This is a genomic window from Brevibacterium sp., from assembly GCF_022712115.1.
Classification (GTDB): domain Bacteria; phylum Actinomycetota; class Actinomycetes; order Actinomycetales; family Brevibacteriaceae; genus Brevibacterium; species Brevibacterium salitolerans.
In genome coordinates, this window is sequence record NZ_JALAHB010000021.1 from 1 (window position 1) to 19872 (window position 19872).

General features: G+C 69.0%; 18 protein-coding genes. 4 read left to right on the forward strand and 14 right to left on the reverse strand.

The window, feature by feature from the left end; translation table 11 throughout:
- Positions 1-33: 33 nt before the first annotated feature.
- Positions 34-729 carry a GntR family transcriptional regulator gene (locus Q0A33_RS00740; RefSeq protein WP_291791675.1) on the forward strand — a complete coding sequence of 232 codons (696 nt, stop codon included), beginning with the start codon at positions 34-36 and terminating at the stop codon, positions 727-729.
- Positions 730-1175: 446 nt separating this feature from the next.
- On the forward strand, positions 1176-2081 hold the full coding sequence (surE, locus tag Q0A33_RS00745; RefSeq protein ID WP_291791678.1) for a 5'/3'-nucleotidase SurE: 906 nt from the start codon (positions 1176-1178) through the stop codon (positions 2079-2081).
- Positions 2082-2176: 95 nt separating this feature from the next.
- On the opposite strand, the gene nhaC is transcribed toward surE, so the two are convergent.
- Both nhaC and Q0A33_RS00755 read right to left on the reverse strand, forming a co-directional pair.
- A complete protein-coding gene (nhaC, locus tag Q0A33_RS00750; protein ID WP_291791681.1) occupies positions 2177-3769 on the reverse strand; it encodes a Na+/H+ antiporter NhaC in 1593 nt (530 codons plus the stop codon).
- 35 nt (positions 3770-3804) lie between these two features.
- Positions 3805-5256, reverse strand: coding sequence for an alpha-L-fucosidase (locus Q0A33_RS00755; RefSeq protein WP_291791684.1), 1452 nt, complete (start codon positions 5254-5256; stop codon positions 3805-3807).
- Between the two features lie 256 nt (positions 5257-5512).
- On the opposite strand from Q0A33_RS00755, the gene Q0A33_RS00760 reads away from it, so the two are divergent.
- Together Q0A33_RS00760 and Q0A33_RS00765 are read left to right on the forward strand one after the other, a co-directional pair.
- A complete protein-coding gene (locus Q0A33_RS00760; protein WP_291791687.1) occupies positions 5513-6187 on the forward strand; it encodes an FCD domain-containing protein in 675 nt (224 codons plus the stop codon).
- A gap of 34 nt (positions 6188-6221) precedes the next feature.
- Positions 6222-6884: a FadR/GntR family transcriptional regulator gene (locus Q0A33_RS00765; RefSeq protein WP_291791690.1), complete on the forward strand. Its 663-nt coding sequence runs from the start codon at positions 6222-6224 to the stop codon at positions 6882-6884.
- A gap of 42 nt (positions 6885-6926) precedes the next feature.
- Here Q0A33_RS00765 and Q0A33_RS00770 read toward each other — a convergent pair whose 3' ends face one another.
- The 12 genes from Q0A33_RS00770 to Q0A33_RS00825 all read right to left on the reverse strand — a co-directional run bounded on the left by Q0A33_RS00770 (position 6927) and on the right by Q0A33_RS00825 (position 19743).
- The gene (locus Q0A33_RS00770; protein ID WP_291791692.1) at positions 6927-7931 is read right to left on the reverse strand and encodes an aldo/keto reductase; all 1005 of its coding nucleotides are present in this window, start codon (positions 7929-7931) and stop codon (positions 6927-6929) included.
- Complete coding sequence (locus tag Q0A33_RS00775; protein ID WP_291791694.1) at positions 7925-8956, reverse strand: amidohydrolase family protein; 1032 nt, start codon at positions 8954-8956, stop codon at positions 7925-7927. Before Q0A33_RS00775 ends, Q0A33_RS00770 begins: the two co-directional genes overlap by 7 nt.
- Positions 8953-9369, reverse strand: a complete 417-nt coding sequence (locus Q0A33_RS00780; protein WP_291791697.1) for an RbsD/FucU family protein — start codon at positions 9367-9369, stop codon at positions 8953-8955. The genes Q0A33_RS00775 and Q0A33_RS00780 overlap by 4 nt, the downstream gene beginning before the upstream one ends.
- Positions 9370-9375: 6 nt before the next feature.
- A complete protein-coding gene (locus Q0A33_RS00785; RefSeq protein ID WP_291791700.1) occupies positions 9376-10749 on the reverse strand; it encodes a sugar porter family MFS transporter in 1374 nt (457 codons plus the stop codon).
- 111 nt (positions 10750-10860) lie between these two features.
- Complete coding sequence (locus tag Q0A33_RS00790) at positions 10861-12165, reverse strand: enolase C-terminal domain-like protein (RefSeq protein WP_291791703.1); 1305 nt, start codon at positions 12163-12165, stop codon at positions 10861-10863.
- 140 nt (positions 12166-12305) lie between these two features.
- Positions 12306-13073: an SDR family oxidoreductase gene (locus Q0A33_RS00795; RefSeq protein ID WP_291791706.1), complete on the reverse strand. Its 768-nt coding sequence runs from the start codon at positions 13071-13073 to the stop codon at positions 12306-12308.
- Positions 13074-13127: 54 nt separating this feature from the next.
- Positions 13128-13976 carry a fumarylacetoacetate hydrolase family protein gene (locus tag Q0A33_RS00800; RefSeq protein WP_291791709.1) on the reverse strand — a complete coding sequence of 283 codons (849 nt, stop codon included), beginning with the start codon at positions 13974-13976 and terminating at the stop codon, positions 13128-13130.
- Positions 13977-14116: 140 nt separating this feature from the next.
- On the reverse strand, positions 14117-15037 hold the full coding sequence (locus Q0A33_RS00805) for a type 1 glutamine amidotransferase (protein WP_291791711.1): 921 nt from the start codon (positions 15035-15037) through the stop codon (positions 14117-14119).
- 77 nt (positions 15038-15114) lie between these two features.
- On the reverse strand, positions 15115-15903 hold the full coding sequence (locus tag Q0A33_RS00810; protein ID WP_291791716.1) for a 3-oxoacyl-ACP reductase: 789 nt from the start codon (positions 15901-15903) through the stop codon (positions 15115-15117).
- Between the two features lie 117 nt (positions 15904-16020).
- Complete coding sequence (locus tag Q0A33_RS00815; RefSeq protein ID WP_291791719.1) at positions 16021-17382, reverse strand: aldehyde dehydrogenase family protein; 1362 nt, start codon at positions 17380-17382, stop codon at positions 16021-16023.
- Complete coding sequence (locus tag Q0A33_RS00820) at positions 17379-18422, reverse strand: gamma-glutamyl-gamma-aminobutyrate hydrolase family protein (protein ID WP_291791722.1); 1044 nt, start codon at positions 18420-18422, stop codon at positions 17379-17381. Before Q0A33_RS00820 ends, Q0A33_RS00815 begins: the two co-directional genes overlap by 4 nt.
- Positions 18403-19743 (reverse strand): glutamine synthetase family protein, encoded by a 1341-nt coding sequence (locus tag Q0A33_RS00825; protein WP_291791725.1) that lies wholly within the window; start codon positions 19741-19743, stop codon positions 18403-18405. The genes Q0A33_RS00820 and Q0A33_RS00825 overlap by 20 nt, the downstream gene beginning before the upstream one ends.
- Positions 19744-19872 lie beyond the last annotated feature (129 nt).

Consider the following 19872-nt stretch of genomic DNA (forward strand, 5'->3'; position numbering starts at 1 on the left):
CGCCCACCCACCCCTGTCTTGGAGACTTGCCGCATGCCCGTTCCCGCCGGCCACGCGCCCACTGCCCGCACCCTGCTGCGGGACAACGTGTACACCGCGATCCGCGATGCGATCGTCCGCGGCCAGCTGCTGCCGGGGGAGCGGCTGCGCGACGGTGAGCTGGGCGAGTGGCTGGGCGTCTCCCGCACACCCGTGCGCGAGGCACTGCTGCGGCTCGCGGAGGCCGGGCTGGTGCAGGCGCAGCCCGGCAAGGTCACGCTGGTGGCGCCCGAGGACCCCGTCGCGCTCGCGCATGCACGCACCATCGCGGCAGAGCTGCACGCACTGGCCGCACGGCTGGCGGCACAGGAGCTCGGCAGCGAGGCGGCCTCGCTCATGCGCCTGCGCACGGCGAACGGAGACCTCCGCGCCGCGGCCCAGGGGGCGGCGGAAACTGGACGAGGCGGCGCAGAACCGGATCGCCGCCTCGGCACCACCGATGCCGAGGCGGCGATCCGCGCGGATGCGGAGTTCCATGACGCAGTGGTCGAACTCTCCGGCAACCCGCTCATCGGCAGGCAGCTGGAGCTGCTGGTGCCCATGCTCATGCGGGCGGAGTACCTGCACTTCGATGCGGCCACGGTCGAGGCCTCGGCCGCACAGCACGAGGCGATCATCGAGGCGCTGGCCGCAGGCGATGCGGACCGCGCGGCCGAGCTCACCCGCCGGAACTGGCTGAGCCTGGGCTGAGGGCGGGGCCGAAGCCCCCCCTGACGCTCGGCGCCCGCCGCGCGCCGCCGGCGAGACCCCGTCAGATCAGGCACCCCCTCAATCTGACACGAATCGCCCGCATGCTCCGTGCGTGTCAGATTACGACCCCCTCCAATCCGACACGGAACCGCCGCGCGACCGCTCCGTGTCAGATTCACCGCGCGGCCAGATCCCCCGCGCGCAGGCCGGTGCCGGAACCTCGGCAGCGGCCTGCTCGCCGATCAGCAGAACTGCCGTCGCACCCCAAGGCCCCAGCGGGCTCCGACGACGCGCGCACACCACCCCCGAAAGTGATCTTGACCACATCGTCAATTCGCTTCTAGTCTGTCGAATGTTCGCTCATTCGCATACGCCCTGTTCAGCGCCGCACCGGGCACACGCGAGTGCAGAGACGCACCCTCCGCCTCCTCAGAGAAGAGCACCTCATGCAGACATCCCGCCCGTTCCTCGCCCTCGCAGCAGCGGGGACACTCGTCCTCGCCGGATGCGCCGCTCCCGCGGAGGCGGAGCCCGCCGACGCCCAGACGGACGGGGCGGAAGCAGCCGCGCCTGCGGCGGGCGGCGGAGAGCCCCTCGACATCCTCCTGACCAATGACGACGGCTGGGACGCCCCCGGCATCACCGCGGCCTACGAGGCACTCACCGGCGCCGGGCACTCCGTCACGCTCGTGGCACCGGCGGAGAATCAGAGCGGCAAGGGAGGGTCCGTGGACATCACCGGCACCCTCGAGGTCACCCAGCCCACGGACGATCCGCAGATCCACTCCGTGAGCGGAACCCCGGCGACGGCGGCTTCGTTCGGCCTCAAGGAGGTCATGGAGGAGGCACCGGACCTCGTGGTCTCCGGCATCAACGCGGGGGCCAACGCCGGCACGGACATCCGCTCCTCCGGCACCTTCGGCGCCGCCTCGATCGCCTCGGGCTCCTACGGGGTCCCCGCGATCGCCACGAGCCTCGACGCCTCCTCCGAGGATCAGGCAGACTACGAGGCCGCCGCGCAGCTGCTCCTCGACATCATCGAGCAGGGAGCCGGCTCACTGGAACCCGGATACGTCCTCAACATGAACTACCCGAACCCCGCCGAGGCTCCGGAGGACCCCGAGGTGGTCTACGCGGAGACCGCACAGGGTTCGAGCTACGTCACCACCTATGAGCACCAGGACGGAGACACGTACGAGGTGAGCCTGGGCCATGCGGAAGACGCGCCGGAGAGCGGAGACCTCGCCGAGCTGAGCAAGGGCAATGTCACGCTCACCCTCATCACGACGACGCCGTCCCTCCCCGCGGAAGAAGCCGGAGACGTGACCGCCCTCGTCGACGCTCTCAACTGAGGGGAAGGGTCCACGCCGCACCCGGTCGGCCCCCGCCTGAGGTCCATCTCAGACCCGAGTGCACGGCCGAGGCCGAACAGCGTGCAGCTGTCCCCTCACTCTCGCGAGGGGTCCCCGGCAGCCTCAGCGGGCAGGACTCCGCTGTTCGCGCTTCCAGTCGACGAGGCCACGACGTCCGCTCCGCCCTCCTCGCGCAGCACCTGCTGGTAGTCTCGCCAGTCGTCGCTCTTCGGGGTGATCTTCGAGACCGCGAAGCCCGTGAAGCCCCACAGCAGAGCGAAGAAGACTCCGGAGTAGCAGAGGATCGCCCACGGGGCGTACTCCAACGTCGGCACCCCCAGCGCCGTCGCCATGTACACGCCGGCGAGGGTCCAGGGGATGATCGGCTCGACCACCGTCACCGAATCCTCCATGGTCCGGCCCAGATTCCTCGCCTCCAGACCTCGCCTGATGTACTCGGCGCGCAGCAGGCCTCCGAGGATCAGGAACGACACCGTCGAAGTGCCCGTCGCGGCGATGAGGATGACCCCTCCCACTGTCGTCACGAGGATCAGCTGGCCGTTCGTGCGCACGACCTTCATGAGCGCACTCATCACCACGTCGAGGGCACCGGAGACGCTCAACGCCGCCACGAAGGCGAAGGCGCACACGACGACGAGGAAGATAGTCGTCATCGACTCCATCCCACCGCGCTCCAGGAGGTTCGGGATCGCCTCCGTCGCCTGTGCGAGGTCCATCCGGGCATTGCCGCTGGATGCGAACATCTCCATGGTGAAGCCGGACATCGATGCCAGTGCGGCGTCTTTGAGTGAGAACCCCTGACCCCACACGGCGAGCACCGCAGCCGACACCGCCGAGACCAGCATGACGGGCACAGTGGGCAGACGCATGAGCGAGCCCACGACGATGACGACCACCGGGATGAGCAGCAGCAGCCCGAACGGCATGCCGATGCGGAAGAGGACCTCCAGCTGGTGCAGGAACTCGTCCATGCCGTCCGCGCGGGCCGAGCCGTCGCCGGCCGTCATGAAGCCCGCGATCGTGTAGACGATGACGCACACGAGGAAGCCGGGGCCGGTGGTCCACAGGAGATGGGCGATGTGCTTGTACAGGTTCACTCCCGCGGCCACGGCGGAGAGGTTGGTGCTGTCCGAGAGCGGTGAGAGCTTGTCGCCGAAGTACGCGCCGGAGACGATCGCCCCCGCGACTGCCGGCAGCGGCGCGCCCATCGCGGCGGCCACGCCCATCAGCGCCGCGCCCACCGTGCCCACCGAGCCCCATGAGGTTCCGGTGCTCACGGAGAGGACGACCGTGACCAGGAAGGCGGTGACGATGATGAAGGTGGGGCTGATGACCGTGATGCCGAAGTGGACCAGCAGCGGGATCGTGCCGCTGGCCACCCAGGTGCCGATCACGATGCCCACGCACAGCACGATGAGGATCGCCGGGAACGCCTTCGAGAACTCGGCGACCCAGCGGTCCTGGATCTCCTGCCACCTGTGCCCCAGCGCCATCGCGACGGCCGTCGCATAGGCCGCCGAGATCAGCAGCAGGACCTCGACCCTGATGTCCAGCCACACGACGCCGCCCACGATGACGACGAACATGACGACCAGCGGCGAGATCGCCAGCGCCAGAGTGGGAGCCTTCACCGGCCGCGGCGCCTTCGCCGCTCGCTTCTTCTCCATGACACTTCCCTGTGTTCGTTGTTCCGTTGTGGGCTTCAGGCCGGGATCGTGCGCAGGCGGATGACGAGCGGAAGCGCCTCCGTCGCAACTCCGGTCCAGCGCGCCGCGGGGCGCAGGACGAGCTCGAGGGCCCCCGCCTGCGGGCGGATGTCCAGCAGCTGCCCCGCGAGCTGCTCGTCGGCGCCCAGCAGCTCCCAGCCTGCGACTTCCGTGCCGGGGTCGAGCGAGAGGCGGATCGGCGCCTCCGGCCTGCCGGTGACGATCACGTACCGGGCATCGCCGCGGGCGGTGGCGAACACCCCGGGTGCCTCCGGCCGCAGATCCGTGACGGGGGTGGTCTGGTAGATCGCCTCGCCGTTGGTCTCCAGCCAGGCGCCGATCTGCAGCAGGCGCTCCTGCTGCAGCGGGGGGATCCGGCCGTCGGCGGTGGGGCCGACATTGAGCAGGAGGTTGCCGCCGCCCGCGACCGTCTGTGCCAGCAGCGCCAGCAGGTCCGCAGCACTGGCGTAGTCCTCGACGGACTCAGCCCGGTTGAATCCGAAGGAGCCGCCGACCCCCCTGCCCTCCTCCCAGGGGTGCACCGTGCCGTACCCGTCCAGGTCCTGGTACTCGGTGCTGTAGACATCGCCGTGGACCCCCGGCATGCCCACATGCATGCGATCGTTGACGACGACCTCGCCGGCGTTCGGGGACTCCGTGTAGAGCCAGGAGAGCATGCGGCGGGTCTGGGTGTAGTCCTCGCTGAAATCCCATTCCCCACCGTCGGTGTAGATGACGGCGGGAGCGTAGCGCTCGTTGAGCTCCACCCACTGCTGGTGGAGGATCTCCCGCGGGTAGTCGTCCTCCGGGATCCCGTACCGCTCGGCGTCGGCCTCGGGGATGAAGTGCTCTCCGTCGACCCGATGGGAGCGGTGCGTCTCCCATTCGGGGATCGAGTAGTAGAGCCCCATGCGCATCCCCTGTGCGCGCACGGCCTCGGCCAGGTCGCCCAGCAGATCGCGCCGAGGCCCCACGGCGCCGGAGTTCCAGTCCTCCTTGTGCTCGTTCTCCGTGGGCCAGAGGCAGTAGCCGTCGTGGTGCTTGGATGTCAGCACGACGTATCCGGCACCTGCCCGGCGGAAGAGTTCGGCCCAGGCGCCGGGGTCGAAGAGCTCGGCCCGGAAGTCCGCGGCCAGGTCGCGGTAGTCCCTGCCCGGGAACATCCGCGCGTGGAAGTCGGAGTCGGCATTGCGGTACTTGCCGTACACGCTGGCGTAGTACCACTCGGCGTAGGAGCCGAACTGCTCGTCGTTGAGCGTGCGCCACGCGGGGACGGAGAAGACACCCCAGTGCACGAAGATGCCGAACTTCGCGCCGGCGTACCACTGCGGCAGCGGCCGCGCATCGAGCTCCTCCCAGCTCTGCACCGGCACGGTGTCGAAATCGCCGAGGCGGGCCCGCTGCGGACATGCGTGTTCGGTGCCCTGCTGGCTGCTCTGCTGATCCATGGAACTCCTGTGCTGGTTTCTGCCTTCTGTGTGAGCCGGAGCGGGCCCACCGATCGTATGAGGGCCGCCCGCCTTGCTCGACCGGGAGCGGGGTTCGCAGCGACGCCACACCCCTCCGCAAGTCATCGGATGTCTGTAAGCTACAGCACGCCCGAAGCCGCGTCAAAGGGCAATTTCCACCCTCTGCTCCATCAAGTCATCAGATGATTTTTCCAGAATTGGAATGGAGGAGAACGCCGAAAGGTACTCTGGGGGCATGGCCCAGAACTCACCCGTCATCGACCATTTCCGGACCGAGATCTCCCTGGGCCGACTTGTCCCGGGACAGCGCCTGCCACCGGAGCCCCGTCTCTGCGAACAACTCGATGTCTCCCGCGGCGCTCTGCGCGAGGCACTGCGTGAACTGCAGGGCTACGGACTCATCGAGGTCCGCCACGGATCAGGCACCTATGTCTCCAGCCTGCAGCCGAGCGAGCTTCTCAAGGGCTTGGCGTTCACCGTCGACGTGGTTCCGTTGGACGGTCTGTTCGAACTGCTGAGCATCAGACGCACGCTGGAGGCCGAGGCCGCCGCACAGACGGCGACAGCGGCCTCAGGGGAGGTGTTGGCACAGCTGGAGGCGCTCGTCGAGGAGATGGTGGGAGCGGAGAGCCCGCCGGAGGAGCAGAAGCTGGACGAGCAGTTCCACGCGCTCATCTGCGAGACCGCGGGCAACAGGTCCGCAGCCACCATCACCGCTGTGATCCGCTCCCGCAGTCGCCACTACGACCTGGTCGACAATCCCGAAGCCCGCGCAGAGGGCGTCATAGGCCACCGGGCCGTCCTCGACGCTGTCCGCACGCACGATTCCATGGGCGCTTGGGCTGCGATGCACGCCCACATCACCTCCACCGAACGCTGGCTGCGCAGTCTCAAGCCGCCACCGCACTGAGACCGCCGCGGCAGCACCTCTATAGGATCCTCCTATGGCATTGACGGACGAGGCTCTCTCCAGGATCAAGGATCTCATCAGCTCCGGCGAACTCGCGCCGGGCGATCGCCTGCCTCCGGAGAATGAGCTCTCCGCGCGTCTCGGTCTGTCGAGGAACTCGCTGCGCGAGGCCGTGAAAGCCCTTGAACTCATCAACGTGCTCGAGGTGCGCCGCGGGAACGGCACCTTCGTCTCACGGCTCTCCGCGCCTCAGCTGAGCGAGGCCATCGCTTTCGTCGTCGACTTCCACGCCTCCTCCTCCGTCGAGGAGATCCTCTACGTCCGCCGCGTTCTCGAGGCGGAAACCTCCAGCCTCGCCGCGCAGCACATCACGGAAGCGCAGCTGGAGGAGCTCGAGGCCGCAGTCGTGGAGACGGATGACATCGACGCCCTGGTCGCGCAGGACCTCGAGTTCCATCGGCTCATCGCGCGGGCCGCGGGCAACGACTATCTCGCAGGGATCCTCGATGCCGTGTCCGTGGGCACCCGCCGCGCTCGGATCTGGCGCGGACTCACCCAGGCCGATGCGATCGCGCGCACCCTGGACGAGCATCGCGCGATCGCCCGCGCCCTGCGCGCGCATGACCCCGACCGCGCGCGTGCTGCGATGACGGTCCATATCGCCGGGGTCGAGGACTGGCTCCGCACCGCACCCTGAGGCACTGCCGCGGCCGCCGGCTGCATCCCGGCGATGACGATCTCAGGACGATCGCGGTGTCTTGCCGCTCGCCGGATCCACGGCCAGCAGACCGCGTTCCACCGCCTCCGCCCAGAATCCCTCGGGAACGACAGCTGCGAAGAGGTCTGCATCCTCCACAGCCTGTTCGGCCGTGCGCATGCCGAGAGCGATCGCCGTGATCGCCGGGTCCCGCAGGGGGAAAGCCACAGCGGCCGCAGGCAGAGTGGTGCCATGCTCCTCGGCCAACAGTGCGAGCGCCCGCGCCCGGGCGAGAACCTCCGCCTCTGCCGGAGCGTAGTCGAACGTGGCGGCGGGGTCAGGAGAAGCGCTTGCGAGGATGCCGGAATTGAACACGCCGACGTCGATGATCCCCACGCCCCGCGCCTCCGCAGCTGGGATCAGGTCGCCCCGCGCGCCCTGGTCGAGCAGCGTGTACCGCCCTGCCAGCATGACGAGATCGATGTCCGTCTCCATGACGAAGCGGTGCAGCATCTGCCACTGGTTCATCCCCGCACCCCAAGCGCCGATGATTCCTTCGGACCGCATACGCTCCAGTTCGGGGACGGCCCCGGCAATGGCCTCCTGCCAGTACTCGTCCGGATCATGGATGAAGACGACGTCGATCCGGTCGAGACCCAGACGCGTGAGGGATTCCTCCAGCGAACGCCGCACACCGTCGCCGGAGTAGTCGCGCACCCGCACGACATCCCCCGGTACGGCGAAGCCCTCCTCGTCCTGCGGACGGGGAACCTCGGCCGGGCGGAGGAGTCGCCCCACCTTGGTGGAGAGAACGAACTCCTCGCGCGGCTTCGCGGCGAGCACCTCGCCCATTCGCCGCTCGGAGAGGCCGAGGCCGTAGTGAGGCGCCGTGTCGAAGTAGCGGATCCCGTGCTCCCAGGCCGCTTCCACCGCCGCGTGCGCGGTCGCATCGTCAACCGCTCGGTAGAGATTGCCCACGGGTGCGCCGCCGAAACCCAGGCGCATCCCGCCGGCGATCCGCCCCACCGTGGAATTGTGCTTCACCATCGACGTTCTCCTCGTGTGCTCCGGTCCTCGCTGCCGAGGCCGTAATGGTGTTCTGCGACAGCGCCCAACGTCTGTTCTGCGGCCTCCCCGAACTCCCCGCGGAGCGTCCGCTCCACCGTTCGGACCCACTGCTCCTGAGTGATCCCGCACGGGAGAGTGGAGACGGGATGATCGCTGCCGACCATGCTCCGTTCCGCTCCGAATGCCCTCACTGCAGGCACTGCGTACTCCAGCACCAGGCGGTCGAGCTCTGCTGCCGAGGCCGTACCGGAGAGCTGTCCGCCTATTCCGGAGACCTTGAGCTTGAAACCGGGGAACGCCGCGAGAGCAGCTATGTCCTCCTGCCACCGCAGCCGAGCGGGGTGAGGACCCTGCCGGCCGTCTCCACCATCGGCCCACTGCTCCGGAAGAGGCTTTCCCAGATGGTCGAGGACGAATCCATCGAGGTCCCCTCGCACCCCAGCGATGCGCTCCAGGAGCGTGCACAACTCCGGCAGCTGAGCCGCCCGCACGCAGAGGTCGACCGAGAGCCCCGCTTCGCGTGCACGGACGAGCCCGTGAAACCGGGCCTCAGCAGCAGGGCTGCCGTCCACCAGTTCCCCGGCGGGAAGTCCTTCGAAGTTGTCGCGGATGCCGACGACAGCAGGGTCGCCCGCGCAGGCTTCCAGCTGCGCCTCCGTCTCTTCCCCCGCCGAGCCCGCACCTGCGGCCGCAAGATCCACCGCCGCAACGAGACCCAGCAGGAACGGATGCTCACGGACGAGCCCGCCCAGCCACTTCCGCTCCTCGTCACGGAGAGGAGCGTTGACGCCTGCTTCGATGACAACCGCAGCCACATTCGGGGACCCGCCGTCCGCGCTCGATTCCGCCCCGCACCGGGACGCAGCTCTGGCGGCGTGTGCGCCGCCCCATACCGCGGCGAACTCCTCAGGGAGCGAGGTCTCCGGCAGAGCGCGACCAGCCATCCAGCCGTAGTCGAAACGGCGGCGGTCCCACAGGTGAAGATGGGAATCAATTCGCCTCACGGGGTCCGCACTCCGATCGTGAGCAGGAGATTCGCGTACTGCCGCTGCTCTCCTGTGGCGATGACAACGGCGACATCGGGCGTCCTCGCGCGATCATAGAACTCGAACCGTTCGCAGCCGGCGAATGGGACCCCGGGCAGAAGCGCTCGGTATTCGGCGACGATCGGCGCTTCTTCGCCTTCAGAGGTCAGCATGATCTCGGCGAACTCGATGGGGACGGTCGCAGCGAGCGGGGTGAGCACCTGGGAGACAGTGAGCATACCCGGCGCGAGGTTGAGGTGGATGCGCTCTGCCGTTGCCGGGACCCCGGTGCTGTGCGGATAGTTGCCGTCTGCGATGAGCACCTGGGCTCCATGACCGGCACGCGCGAGCGCAGCCAGCAGATCCGGATGGATGATCTCAGTTCTGAGCACGGCACCTCACCCCTTCCGCCAGAAGGCTTCGATCTCTTCCAGCGATCGACCGCTGGTCTCCGGCACCCGTCTGATGACATAGACGAAGGCGACGATGCTCAGCAGCGCGAACACAAGGAAGACTGTGGCGCCCCAGCGTTCGAGCGCCACGGGAAAGGCCGCAGCGAAGATCGCGTTGAGAGTGTACTGGAGGAAGGTGATGACCCCCACGCCGATTGCGCGGACCTGCAGCGGCAGAACCTCCGGAACGTAGAGCCAGAAGACGGGACCGAGCCCGATCCCGAATGCGAAGGTGTACACGAACACAGCCGCAATCGTGACCGCCCCTGCGTCCGGCAGCAGCCACAGAACCACCATTGCAATGGCCTGACCAGCCATGGAGATCGCGAGGAGCTTGACCCGTCCCAGGCGGTCGATGATCGGCAGAGCAACGGCCGTGGACACCACCAGAGCGATGCCCACGCCGTAGTTGGCGATCATTCCGGCATTCGCCCCCATCGACTGCACGTCCTCGAAGATGATCGGGGCGTAGTAGACGACGGCGTTGATGCCGGTGAACACCTGGAAGAATGTCAGCACAGCGAGCACGAGCATAGGGCGTCGAGCGGTGCTGAAGAGCGCGGAGAAGCCGCTCTTCTGCCGTTCGAGGCTCTCGCGGATCTCGGCAGCCTCCCTCTCCGCGTAGTCGGAGCCGCCGCGCAGGGACCCGAGGACGCGCAGCGCCTCCTGGTCCCGCCGGCGCATCATGAGCCAGCGCGGGCTCGCCGGTGCGAGGACCATGCCGATGAGGAAGACCACAGCGGGGATCGCTCCCACACCCAGAATCCATTCCCATGATCCGGCGTCCTGGAAGAGGTCCCCCACGATGTACGCGCAGAGGATTCCCACGTTCACAGTCAGCTGGTACATGCCGGTCAGCATGCCGCGGATCCGGGTGGGAGCCAGTTCCGAGAGATAGATGAGCCCGAACATGTTCGCAATGCCCACGGCGAAGCCCAGGAAGAACCGCGCTCCCATGAGGAACTCCGGAGAGGGGGCGAAGGCATTGGCGAGAGAACCCACGACGAAGATGATCGCGCCGACGATGAGAATGTGCCGGCGGTCGTATCTGCGCGCAGCGAGAGTGGCTCCGACGATCGCCGGAAGTGCGCCCCAGAGCAGCAGCGAGGTGATGAGCCCCTGCTGTTGGGCGCTGAGCCCGAAATCTGCGGTCAGCGGGGGCAGCGCGCCGGAGATCGCTCCGGAATCGTATCCATACAGCAGACCGGAGAACCCTGCGAGGACCGCGATGAGATAGACCTTGCCGGGAATGGGTTCAGAGGCGTGGTCCCGTGCCCCTGGGAGGGAGCGGGAGGTGGAGTCAGTTGCGCTGACGCTCATTTTCACTTCCTTTCTCTGCCGCTCCCCGCCCGCATCAGGCCCGGAGTCACGAGCTCAGTGAGCGGAGGCGGCCCCCGGGTCCTCTCCGATGAGAACCCGCAGACAGTTGTCTCAGACGGCTTCGGCCCACACCGGGCCGTCCGGGTAGAGGTGGGCGTCGATGCTCGCCTGGTGCATCTGCGCTCCGGCGCCGGGCAGCTGCGGCGGCCAGTAGCGGCCGTCGTGCACGTCCACGGGCTCGACGAAGTGCTCGTGCAGATGGTCGACGAACTCGATGACGCGGCCGTCCATCTCACCGGAGACGGCGACGAAGTCGAACATCGACAGGTGCTGCACGATCTCGCACAGTCCCACTCCCCCGGCGTGCGGACAGACCGGGACGCCCTTGTGCGCTGCGAGCAGCAGGATCGCGATGTTCTCATTCACGCCGGCCACACGGCAGGCGTCGATCTGGAGCACGCGCAGCGCATCCGCATCCAGCATCTGCTTGAACACGATGCGGTTCTGGCAGTGCTCACCCGTCGCCACGGGGGTGGGATGGATGCCCCGCTGGATCTTCGCGTGGCCGAGCACGTCGTCCGGGCTCGTGGGCTCCTCGACCCAGCGCAGATCGAACGGCGCGAGCTCGCCGATCCAGTCCACGGCCTCGGCGACGTCCCAGCGCTGATTGGCGTCCACTGCGATGGGGTAGCCCTCGCCGCACACCTCCCGGGCGATCCGCAGACGTCGGACGTCGTCCTCGCGGTCCGCGCCCACCTTGAGCTTGATCTGGCTGAAGCCGTCCGCGATCGCCTCCCGGCAGAGCCGGGCGAGCTTCTCGTCGCTGTAGCCCAGCCAGCCGGGCGTCGTCGTGTACGCACCGTAGCCTTCGGCCTTCAGCCGGGCGATGCGCTCCTCACGGCCGTCCGCGGACCGGCGCAGGATCGCGAGCGCGTCCTCCCGCGTCATCACGTCGCTGAGGTAGCGCAGATCCGTGAGGTCGAGGATCTCCTCCGGGCTCATACGCGCGAGCAGCTCCCACAGCGGCAGCCCGGCCCGCTTGGCCTTGAGGTCCCAGAAGGCGTTGACCACCGCACCGATGGCCATGTGCATGACGCCCTTCTCCGGCCCCAGCCAGCGCAGCTGGGAGTCGTGGACGAGCTCGCGCCAGAACTCGCCCATGTCACCGAGGATCGGCTCCGCGTCCCGGCCGCGCAGGCGTGCGGCGAGCGCCTCGATCGCGGCCGACTCGATGTCATTGCCGCGGCCGATGGTGAAGACGAAGCCGTGCCCCTCCAGTCCGTCCTCGGCATCCGTGCGGACCACCAGGTAGGCGGCGGAGTAGTCCGGGTCCGGGTTCATCGCATCCGAACCGTCCAGATGGCGCGAGGTGGGGAACCGCACGTCGAAGACGCTGATGTCTGTGATGGTGCTCAATTCTCATCTCCCATAGAGATCCCATGTATGGACGCTTTCGGCTGCGAGTTTCAGGCCGCAAGACGTTAGAACTCATCCAAACATAGGATGTCTTGGGGGTCAACGACGCGCCTGCCCGGCGGACAGGCGCGTCGTGGAGCTCACTCGGAGCGGAGGCGGAGCCCCTGCATCCCGCCGTCCACGGCGAGTGAGGACCCGGAGATCGCCGCGGCCGCAGGAGAGGCCAGGTAGACGATCGCCGAGGCGACCTCGCCCGCGGAGACGAGACGGCCGGAGGGCTGGCGGGCGCTGAGCTGCGCGCGCTCGTGCTCCGGATCCGCAGCCGCGTCCAGCAGGCGCCCCACCCAGGGGGTGTCGGCGGTGCCGGGGTTCACGCAGTTGACGCGGATGCCCTCACGGAGGTGGTCGGCGGCCATGGCGAGCGTCATCGAGTACACGGCGCCCTTGGACGCGGAGTAGAGGACGCGGTCCGGCAGGCCGGCGGTCGCGGCGATCGAGCAGGTGTTGACGACCGCCGCGCTCTCGGACTTCCGCAGGTGCGGCAGTGCGGCACGGGTGACACGGGCAATGCCCACGACGTTGACGTTGAGGATGCGGTGCCACTCCTCGTCGTCGTTGTCCGCGACGGTGCCCTGCGCGCCGATCCCGGCGTTGTTCACGAGGATGTCGATGCGGCCGAACCTCTCCGCGACCGCCTCGATGCCCGCACGCACGGAGGCGTCGTCGCCGATGTCGACCCGCTGGGCGAAGTGCCCGGTGACGAAGTCGACGTTGAGGTCCAGGACGGCGACCTCGGCCCCGCGACGGGCCAGCAGGGCCGCCGTGGCCTCGCCGATCCCCGAGGCGCCGCCGGTGACGACGGCGACCAGGCCGGACAGCTCGCCGGAAGGTTCAGATGCAGATGCCAAAGCTGTACTCCTTGGAGACTGGGGTGGGAAGGGACGGGCCCGAGACCGGAGGGCTCAGGCCTGGACGAACTCCTGGCGCTGGCGGCCGAGGCCCTCGATCTCGATCTCGACGACGTCGCCGGCCTTGAGATAGGGGAAGCGACCGGACAGCGCCACGCCCTCTGGGGTGCCGGTGAGGATGATGTCGCCGGGCTCCAGCTGCATGTACTGGCTGAGGTCCAGGACGATGTCCTCGACGGAGAAGATCATGTCCGCGGTGTTCGAGTCCTGGCGAGGCTCGCCGTTGACCCAGCTGCGCAGGTTCGCATTGTGCGGGTCGAACTCGTCGGCCGTCACGAAGTACGGGCCCAGCGGCGAGAAGCCGGGTGCGACCTTGCCCTTGGACCACTGGCCCCCGGAGTGCTCGATCTGGAAGGTGCGCTCGGAGAGGTCGTTGGCGATGACGTAGCCGGCGATGGCCTCGGCGGCCTCCTCACGGCTGGACAGGTAGGAGGCCTGCCTGCCGATGACGAGGCCCAGCTCCACCTCCCAGTCCGTCTTGTCCGAGCCCCGCGGGATGAATGCGGTGTCGTCGGGGCCCGCGATCGTGTTGGGGTGCTTGAAGAAGATGATGGGCCTCTCCGGCGGCTGGGAACCGGACTCCGCGGCGTGGGCGGCGTAGTTCTGGCCGATGCAGATGAGCGCCTGCGGGCGGCCCAGCGGGGCGCCGAGGCGAGCACCGGATTCGGCGGTGAACTCCGGCAGCTCACCGGCGGCGGCCTTCTCCTGCAGCGTGTCGAGGCCGCCCGCGGCGAAGAACGCCGGGCCGAACTCCCCGGTGACCGCCGAGGCGTCGAAGTCCTTGCCGTCCACGGTGACGACCGGGGTCTCGCTCCCCTTGGGTCCGGATGTCCAGAGCTTCATGCTGTCTCCTCCTCGCAGCTGGCGGGACGCGCCCGCCGCGGGACAGCCTCATCCCCGGCGCACACGCACCCTTACTTATAGGAATTCACTATTCCATATATCTACGAGGAATGACAGGGCGTCTCGCCTGCTGCAACGGCTCAGCCGCAGTCAGCGGGCCTGCTCATCCCCATCCGGTCGAACTGACGCACGTACGCGACGAATGCGTGTGCCAGCGGTTCCATCGTCTCCGCCACAGCCTCCTGCGCCGAGGCGGCCTCGGCCACCACGTCCTCGAGGCTGCGCCCGCCCGGGTACGACGGCGCGCCGCCTAGCGTCCCCCACACCCGCAGCTGCTCGCCCGTGGACTCGGGATGGAACTGGGTGCCCCAGGCCTCGCCGCACCGGAACGCCTGAACAGGCGCGTCCGTGCCTTCGATCAGGTGCACGGCACCATCCGGCAGCGTCATCTCGATGCCGTGCCAGAGGAGGACGGGGAACTCCGCTGGGAGCTGGGAGAAGAGCGGATCCGTGCGGGCCTCGGGCCGAGTCACCGCAGTGCCCACCCCAATCTGCGGCACCTCCCTCTCACGCACCCCCGCGCCGGCGGCGAGGCACAGCTGCTCCCCGCCCAGGCACACCGCGAGGGCCGGGAAGGCCCCCGCCGCCGAGGCCGCGAGCAGCTCGCGGGTCCCCGGCATCCAGGGGTGGTCCTCGTCATCCGCAGGACCCATGGAGCCACCCAGCACCACCAGGCCGTCGAACTCCTCCGGACCGGGCAGGCGCCCCGACACGGAGGCCGCCGCGCCACCTGGGCCAGCCTGAGGATCGGACGCGGGGACCGGAGCGAGTCCAGGCACCACGTGGCCCGGCGAGCCCGCGTCTCCCTGGGAATGCACGTCTCGCTCGGATCCCGCTCCTCCCTGCGCGTCTGCGAGGTACGGCCGGAACACGGTGAGCTGTGCCCCGGCGGATTCGAGCCACTCCCCCAGCCTGCGCGCGTCCGTGCCCGCCTCGTGCTCGATGACGGCGAGGCGGACTGCCGCACCCGTCCGGCGCTCGGACACGTCGGACTCGGACACGACCGAACCCTGCGCGGGCGCTGGGCCCGGCGCTGGGCCGGGCTCCGCGCTCACGCCACCCACACCGCTCACGCCACTCACTCCGGGGTCACATAGGCCGCACTGATGCCCCCGTCCACAGTGAACGCGGTCGCGTTGACGAAGGAGGCGTCATCACTGGCGAGGAACGCCGCGGCCGCCGCGATCTCCTCCGGCTCAGCGAACCGTCCGCCCGGCACGTGGACCAGCCGACGCTGCGCCTGCACCGGATCGGAGGCGAACAGCTCCTGCAGCAGCGGAGTGTTCACCGGTCCGGGGCACAGTGCGTTCACGCGGATGCCGTCCTTGGCGAACTGCACGCCCAGCTCCCGGCTCATGGAGAGCACCCCGCCCTTCGACGCGGAGTAGGAGATCTGCGAGGTCGCCGCGCCCATGAGCGCCACGAAGGAGGCGGTGTTGATGATGGAGCCGGACCTCTGCTCCACCATGTGCTCGAGCGCGTACTTGCTGCACAGGTAGACGGAGGTGAGGTTGACGGTCTGGACGCGCTGCCAGGCCTCGAGCCCGGTGTCCAGGATCGAGGCGTCGTCGGTGGGGTTGATGCCGGCGTTGTTGAACGCCACGTCCACGCTGCCGTAGGCATCCTTCGCCCGCTGAAAGAGGTTCTTCACCTCCGCCTCGTCGGCCACGTTCACGCGGACGAAGAGGCCACCCAGCTCCTGCGCGACCTCCGGGCCGCGCACCTCGTCGAGGTCGCCCACGACGACGTTCGCGCCTTCCGCCGCGAGCCTGCGCCCGGTGGCCAGTCCGATCCCGGACGCACCTCCCGTGATCACGCAGGTCTTCCCGGCGAACCGACCGGGGACGAGGGGTTTGTTCTCTGTCATCTGCTGCTTTCCTTCGTTTCTGGGGGTTCGGGATTGCCGCCGAGGCCGGGGCCGGCGGTCGTGCAGGGCAGGCCCGCCCGCCGGGTGGGTGATGCCCTCCCGGCTGCGCGCCGCCGATCAGTCGTCGGTCGCGAAGAACACGTTCTTCGTCTCGGTGAATGCGTCGAGCGCATCCGGGCCGAGCTCACGGCCCAGCCCGGACTGCTTGTATCCGCCGAACGGCGTCCAGTACCGCACGGAGGCGTGCGAGTTCACGGACAGATTGCCGGCTTCCACCGCGCGGGCGACCCGCATGGCACGGCTCAGGTTCTCCGTGTAGATCGACCCGGAGAGGCCGTACTCCGTGTTGTTGGCGATCCTCACGGCATCGGCCTCCGTGTCGAACCGCACCACGGACAGCGCCGGGCCGAAGATCTCCTCGGAGAAGTCCCGGGCGGTGAGCTCACCGGGGGTGATGACGGTGGGCGGGAACCAGAAGCCCGGCCCCTCGGGCGCGCTGCCGGAGAAGGCGACCTCCCCGGATTCCGCGTAGGCGGCCACGGAGTCGCGATGCGCCGCGGAGATGAGCGGCCCCATGTCCGCGGCCGGGTCGGCGGGGTCCGTGACGATGAAGGACTTCACTGCGGTCTCCAGCCGCGCCATGAAGTCGTCGTACACGCTCGACTGGACCAGCAGCCGCGACCGCGAGCAGCAGTCCTGGCCCGCGTTGTCGAACACCCCACCCGGGGCCTCGGCGGCGGCCTTCTCCAGGTCCGCGTCCGCGAACACGATGTTCGCGTTCTTCCCGCCCAGCTCCAGCGTCACGTTCTTGATCTGCTCCGCGCAGCCGCGCATGATCCCCCGGCCCACCTCGGTGGAGCCCGTGAAGACCACCTTGCGCACGAGCGGATGGGTGACGAACCGCTCGCCCACCACGGAGCCCTTCCCCGGGATCACCGTGAGCACGCCCTCGGGTAGGCCGGCCTCGAGCGCGAGCTCCCCGATCCGGATCGCCGTGAGCGGGGTGAGCTCCGCCGGCTTGAGCACCACCGTGTTGCCGGCGGCGAGCGCAGGGGCGAACCCCCAGCCGGCGATCGGCATGGGGAAGTTCCAGGGGACGATGACGCCCACCACGCCCAGCGGCTCCTTGAAGGTGATGTCCACGCCGCCGGGCACGGGGATCTGCTTGCCGAAGCTGCGTTCCGGTGCGGCCGCGTAGTACTCGACGACATCGCGCACGTTGCCGGCCTCCCACGTCGCGTTGCCGATCGTGTGACCGGCGTTGGCGACCTCCAGCTGCGCGAGCTCGTCCACGTGCGCGTCAATGACGGCGGCGAAACGGCGCAGCAGCCGGACCCGGTCGCCCGGTGCCACCGTCCGCCACACCTCGAACGCGGTCTGCGCGCGTGCGATCGCGGCATCGACCTCGGGCAGTGCGGTCCGCTCGATCTGTGCGAGGGCCTCACCGGTGGCCGGATTGAGGACTGTGCTGACGCTCACGTGGCGCCCCCTTCCTGTGTGCTGTGGGTCTGTGTGCTGTGGTTCGGGCGGGCGGCCGCAGCTGAGGCCGCCCGCGGTCCTGCAGATGCAGGCTGTCCCGGTCCGGCAGGTGCGGACCGCCCCGATCCTGCGGGTGCGGGCGGTCGTGTTCCCGCGGGAGAGGACTCCTGCGCAGGGGAGCCCGAGGCCGGAGGCCGCACCGTCCGGGCACGCTGCTCAGCGTAGGTGCGTGCCGCGTCCACGGCCGCCGTGACGACGCGCACATCCTGGACGTTGTGCTCGGGATGCCACTGGACAGCCAGCAGCCAGGGCTCAGCGGGGTCGCTGTCCGCCGGCTCACCCGCGGCAGGCGCTTCTGCCGAAGGCAAGGGGGTCTCCAGCGCCTCCACCGTGCCGTCCTCGGCCCGGGCCGTGACGACGAGCCCTGCACCCACCTCGGCGACGGACTGGTGGTGGTAGCAGGGTGCGCTTACCTGCTCCCCCACCGCGAACGCCAGCCGGGAGCCGGGCTCCACCCGGGTCGTGACCTCGCCGTAGACGCCGGGTTCGGGCTGGTAGTCCGAGTGGCCCAGCACCTCCGGGACGTGCTGGTGGAGGGTGCCGCCGAAGGCCGCGTTGATGACCTGCAGACCGCGGCAGATGCCGAGCACCGGCATGCCGCGCTCCCGCGCAGCGGTCAGGAGGGCGAACTCGTGGTCGTCGCGCCAGGGCTGCGCCTGCGTGCGCTCGTGGGGAACGGCGCCGTAGCGCTCGGGCCCCACGTCCGCACCACCCGTGAGGATGAGCCCGTCGAGGCCGTCCAGCACGGAGGGGTCCGTGCCGTGGGGCGGCAGCAACACCGGCACGCCACCAGCGGCCACCACCATCTGGACGTACTCCGCCGGCAGGATCACGGCCTCGGCATCCCACACGCCCCACGCCGCCTGCTGCATGTAGGTGGTGAGCCCCATGAGGGGGCGGCGGGCGGTGCCAGCCGCCGCGGGTGCGGCACTCGCGGGGGCCTCGGCGGCCGCGCCCGCCTCAGAGCCGTTCGAAGCCACGTCGGCGCTCCCAGTCGGTCACGGAGGATTCGTAGTCGGCGAGCTCCACGTCTGCGGCATTGAGGTAGTGGCGGACCACGTCGTCCCCGAAGGCCTCGCGCGCGGTCTGCGAAGCGCCGAGCCGCTCCCGCGCCGCCCGCAGCGTGGTGGGCAGCCGCTGGGCGTCCCCGGCATAGGCACTGCCCTCCGTGACCGGCGGAAGCTCCAGCTCGTTCTCGATGCCGTGGATGCCCGCGGCGATGATCGCCGCCGTCGCCAGATAGGGGTTGAGGTCCGCTCCGCCCACCCGTGTCTCCACACGCAGGGAGGGTCCTTCGCCCACCACTCGCAGAGCACAGGTGCGGTTGTCGAAGCCCCAGGCCAGGGCGGTGGGGGCGAACGAACCCTCCACGAACCGCTTGTAGGAGTTGATGTTGGGGGCGAAGAAGTAGGTGAAGTCCTCCAGGCACGCCAGTTGACCGGCGATGAAGCGCTCCATGATCGGGGAGAACCCGTGCTCGCTGTCGCCGGGGAGCACAGCACCGCCCTCCGTGTCTCGCAGGCTCAGGTGGACGTGGCAGGAGCTGCCCTCACGCTGGTTGTACTTCGCCATGAAAGTGATCGACTTACCGTGCTGGGCCGCGATCTCCTTGGCGCCGTTCTTGTAGATCGAATGGTTGTCGCAGGTGGTGAGGACGTCCGCGTAGCGGAAGGTGATCTCGTGCTGACCCAGATTGCACTCACCCTTGGCGCCCTCCACGTACATGCCCGCACCGGCCATGGAGTTGCGGATGTCGCGCAGCAGCGGCTCCACGCGTGCCGTGCCCAGCAGCGAGTAGTCCACGTTGTAGAGGTTGGAGGGACGCACCTCGCGGTAGTCGGAGCGCTGCGCGTCCTCGTAGCTGGTGTCGAACGCGATGAACTCAAGCTCCGTGCCGGCGAACGCCTCCAGACCCAGCTCCCGCAACCGCTCCACCTGCCGGGCCAGGATCTGCCGGGGCGAGGCCGCCACCGGGCTGCCGTCCGGCCACAGCAGATCGCAGGTGACGAGCACGGATCCGGGCTGCCACGGCAGCCTGCGCAGCGTGGACAGGTCCGGTGAGAAGACCAGGTCGCCGTAGCCGGTCTCCCACGAGGACATGTCGTAGCCGTCGACGGTGTTCATGTCCACGTCCACGGCGAGCAGGTAGTTGCAGCCCTCCGTCCCGTGCTCCATGAGCTCGTCGAGGAAGAAGCGGGCGCTCTGCCGCTTGCCCTGCAGCCGTCCCTGGATGTCCGTCGCCGCCATGACGACGGTGTCCACCTCGCCGCTGTCCACCAGTGCGCGGAGGTCCTCGACCATGAGGGCGGGGGCCTGGTTGGCACCGGTCGCCACCCGCTGCCGGCTGGTCGGGGAGGGGGGGATACCGGGATCGGAGAGGACGGACGAGGTGACGGGAGAGGTGAGGGTCATGTGTGGGTTTCCTTACAG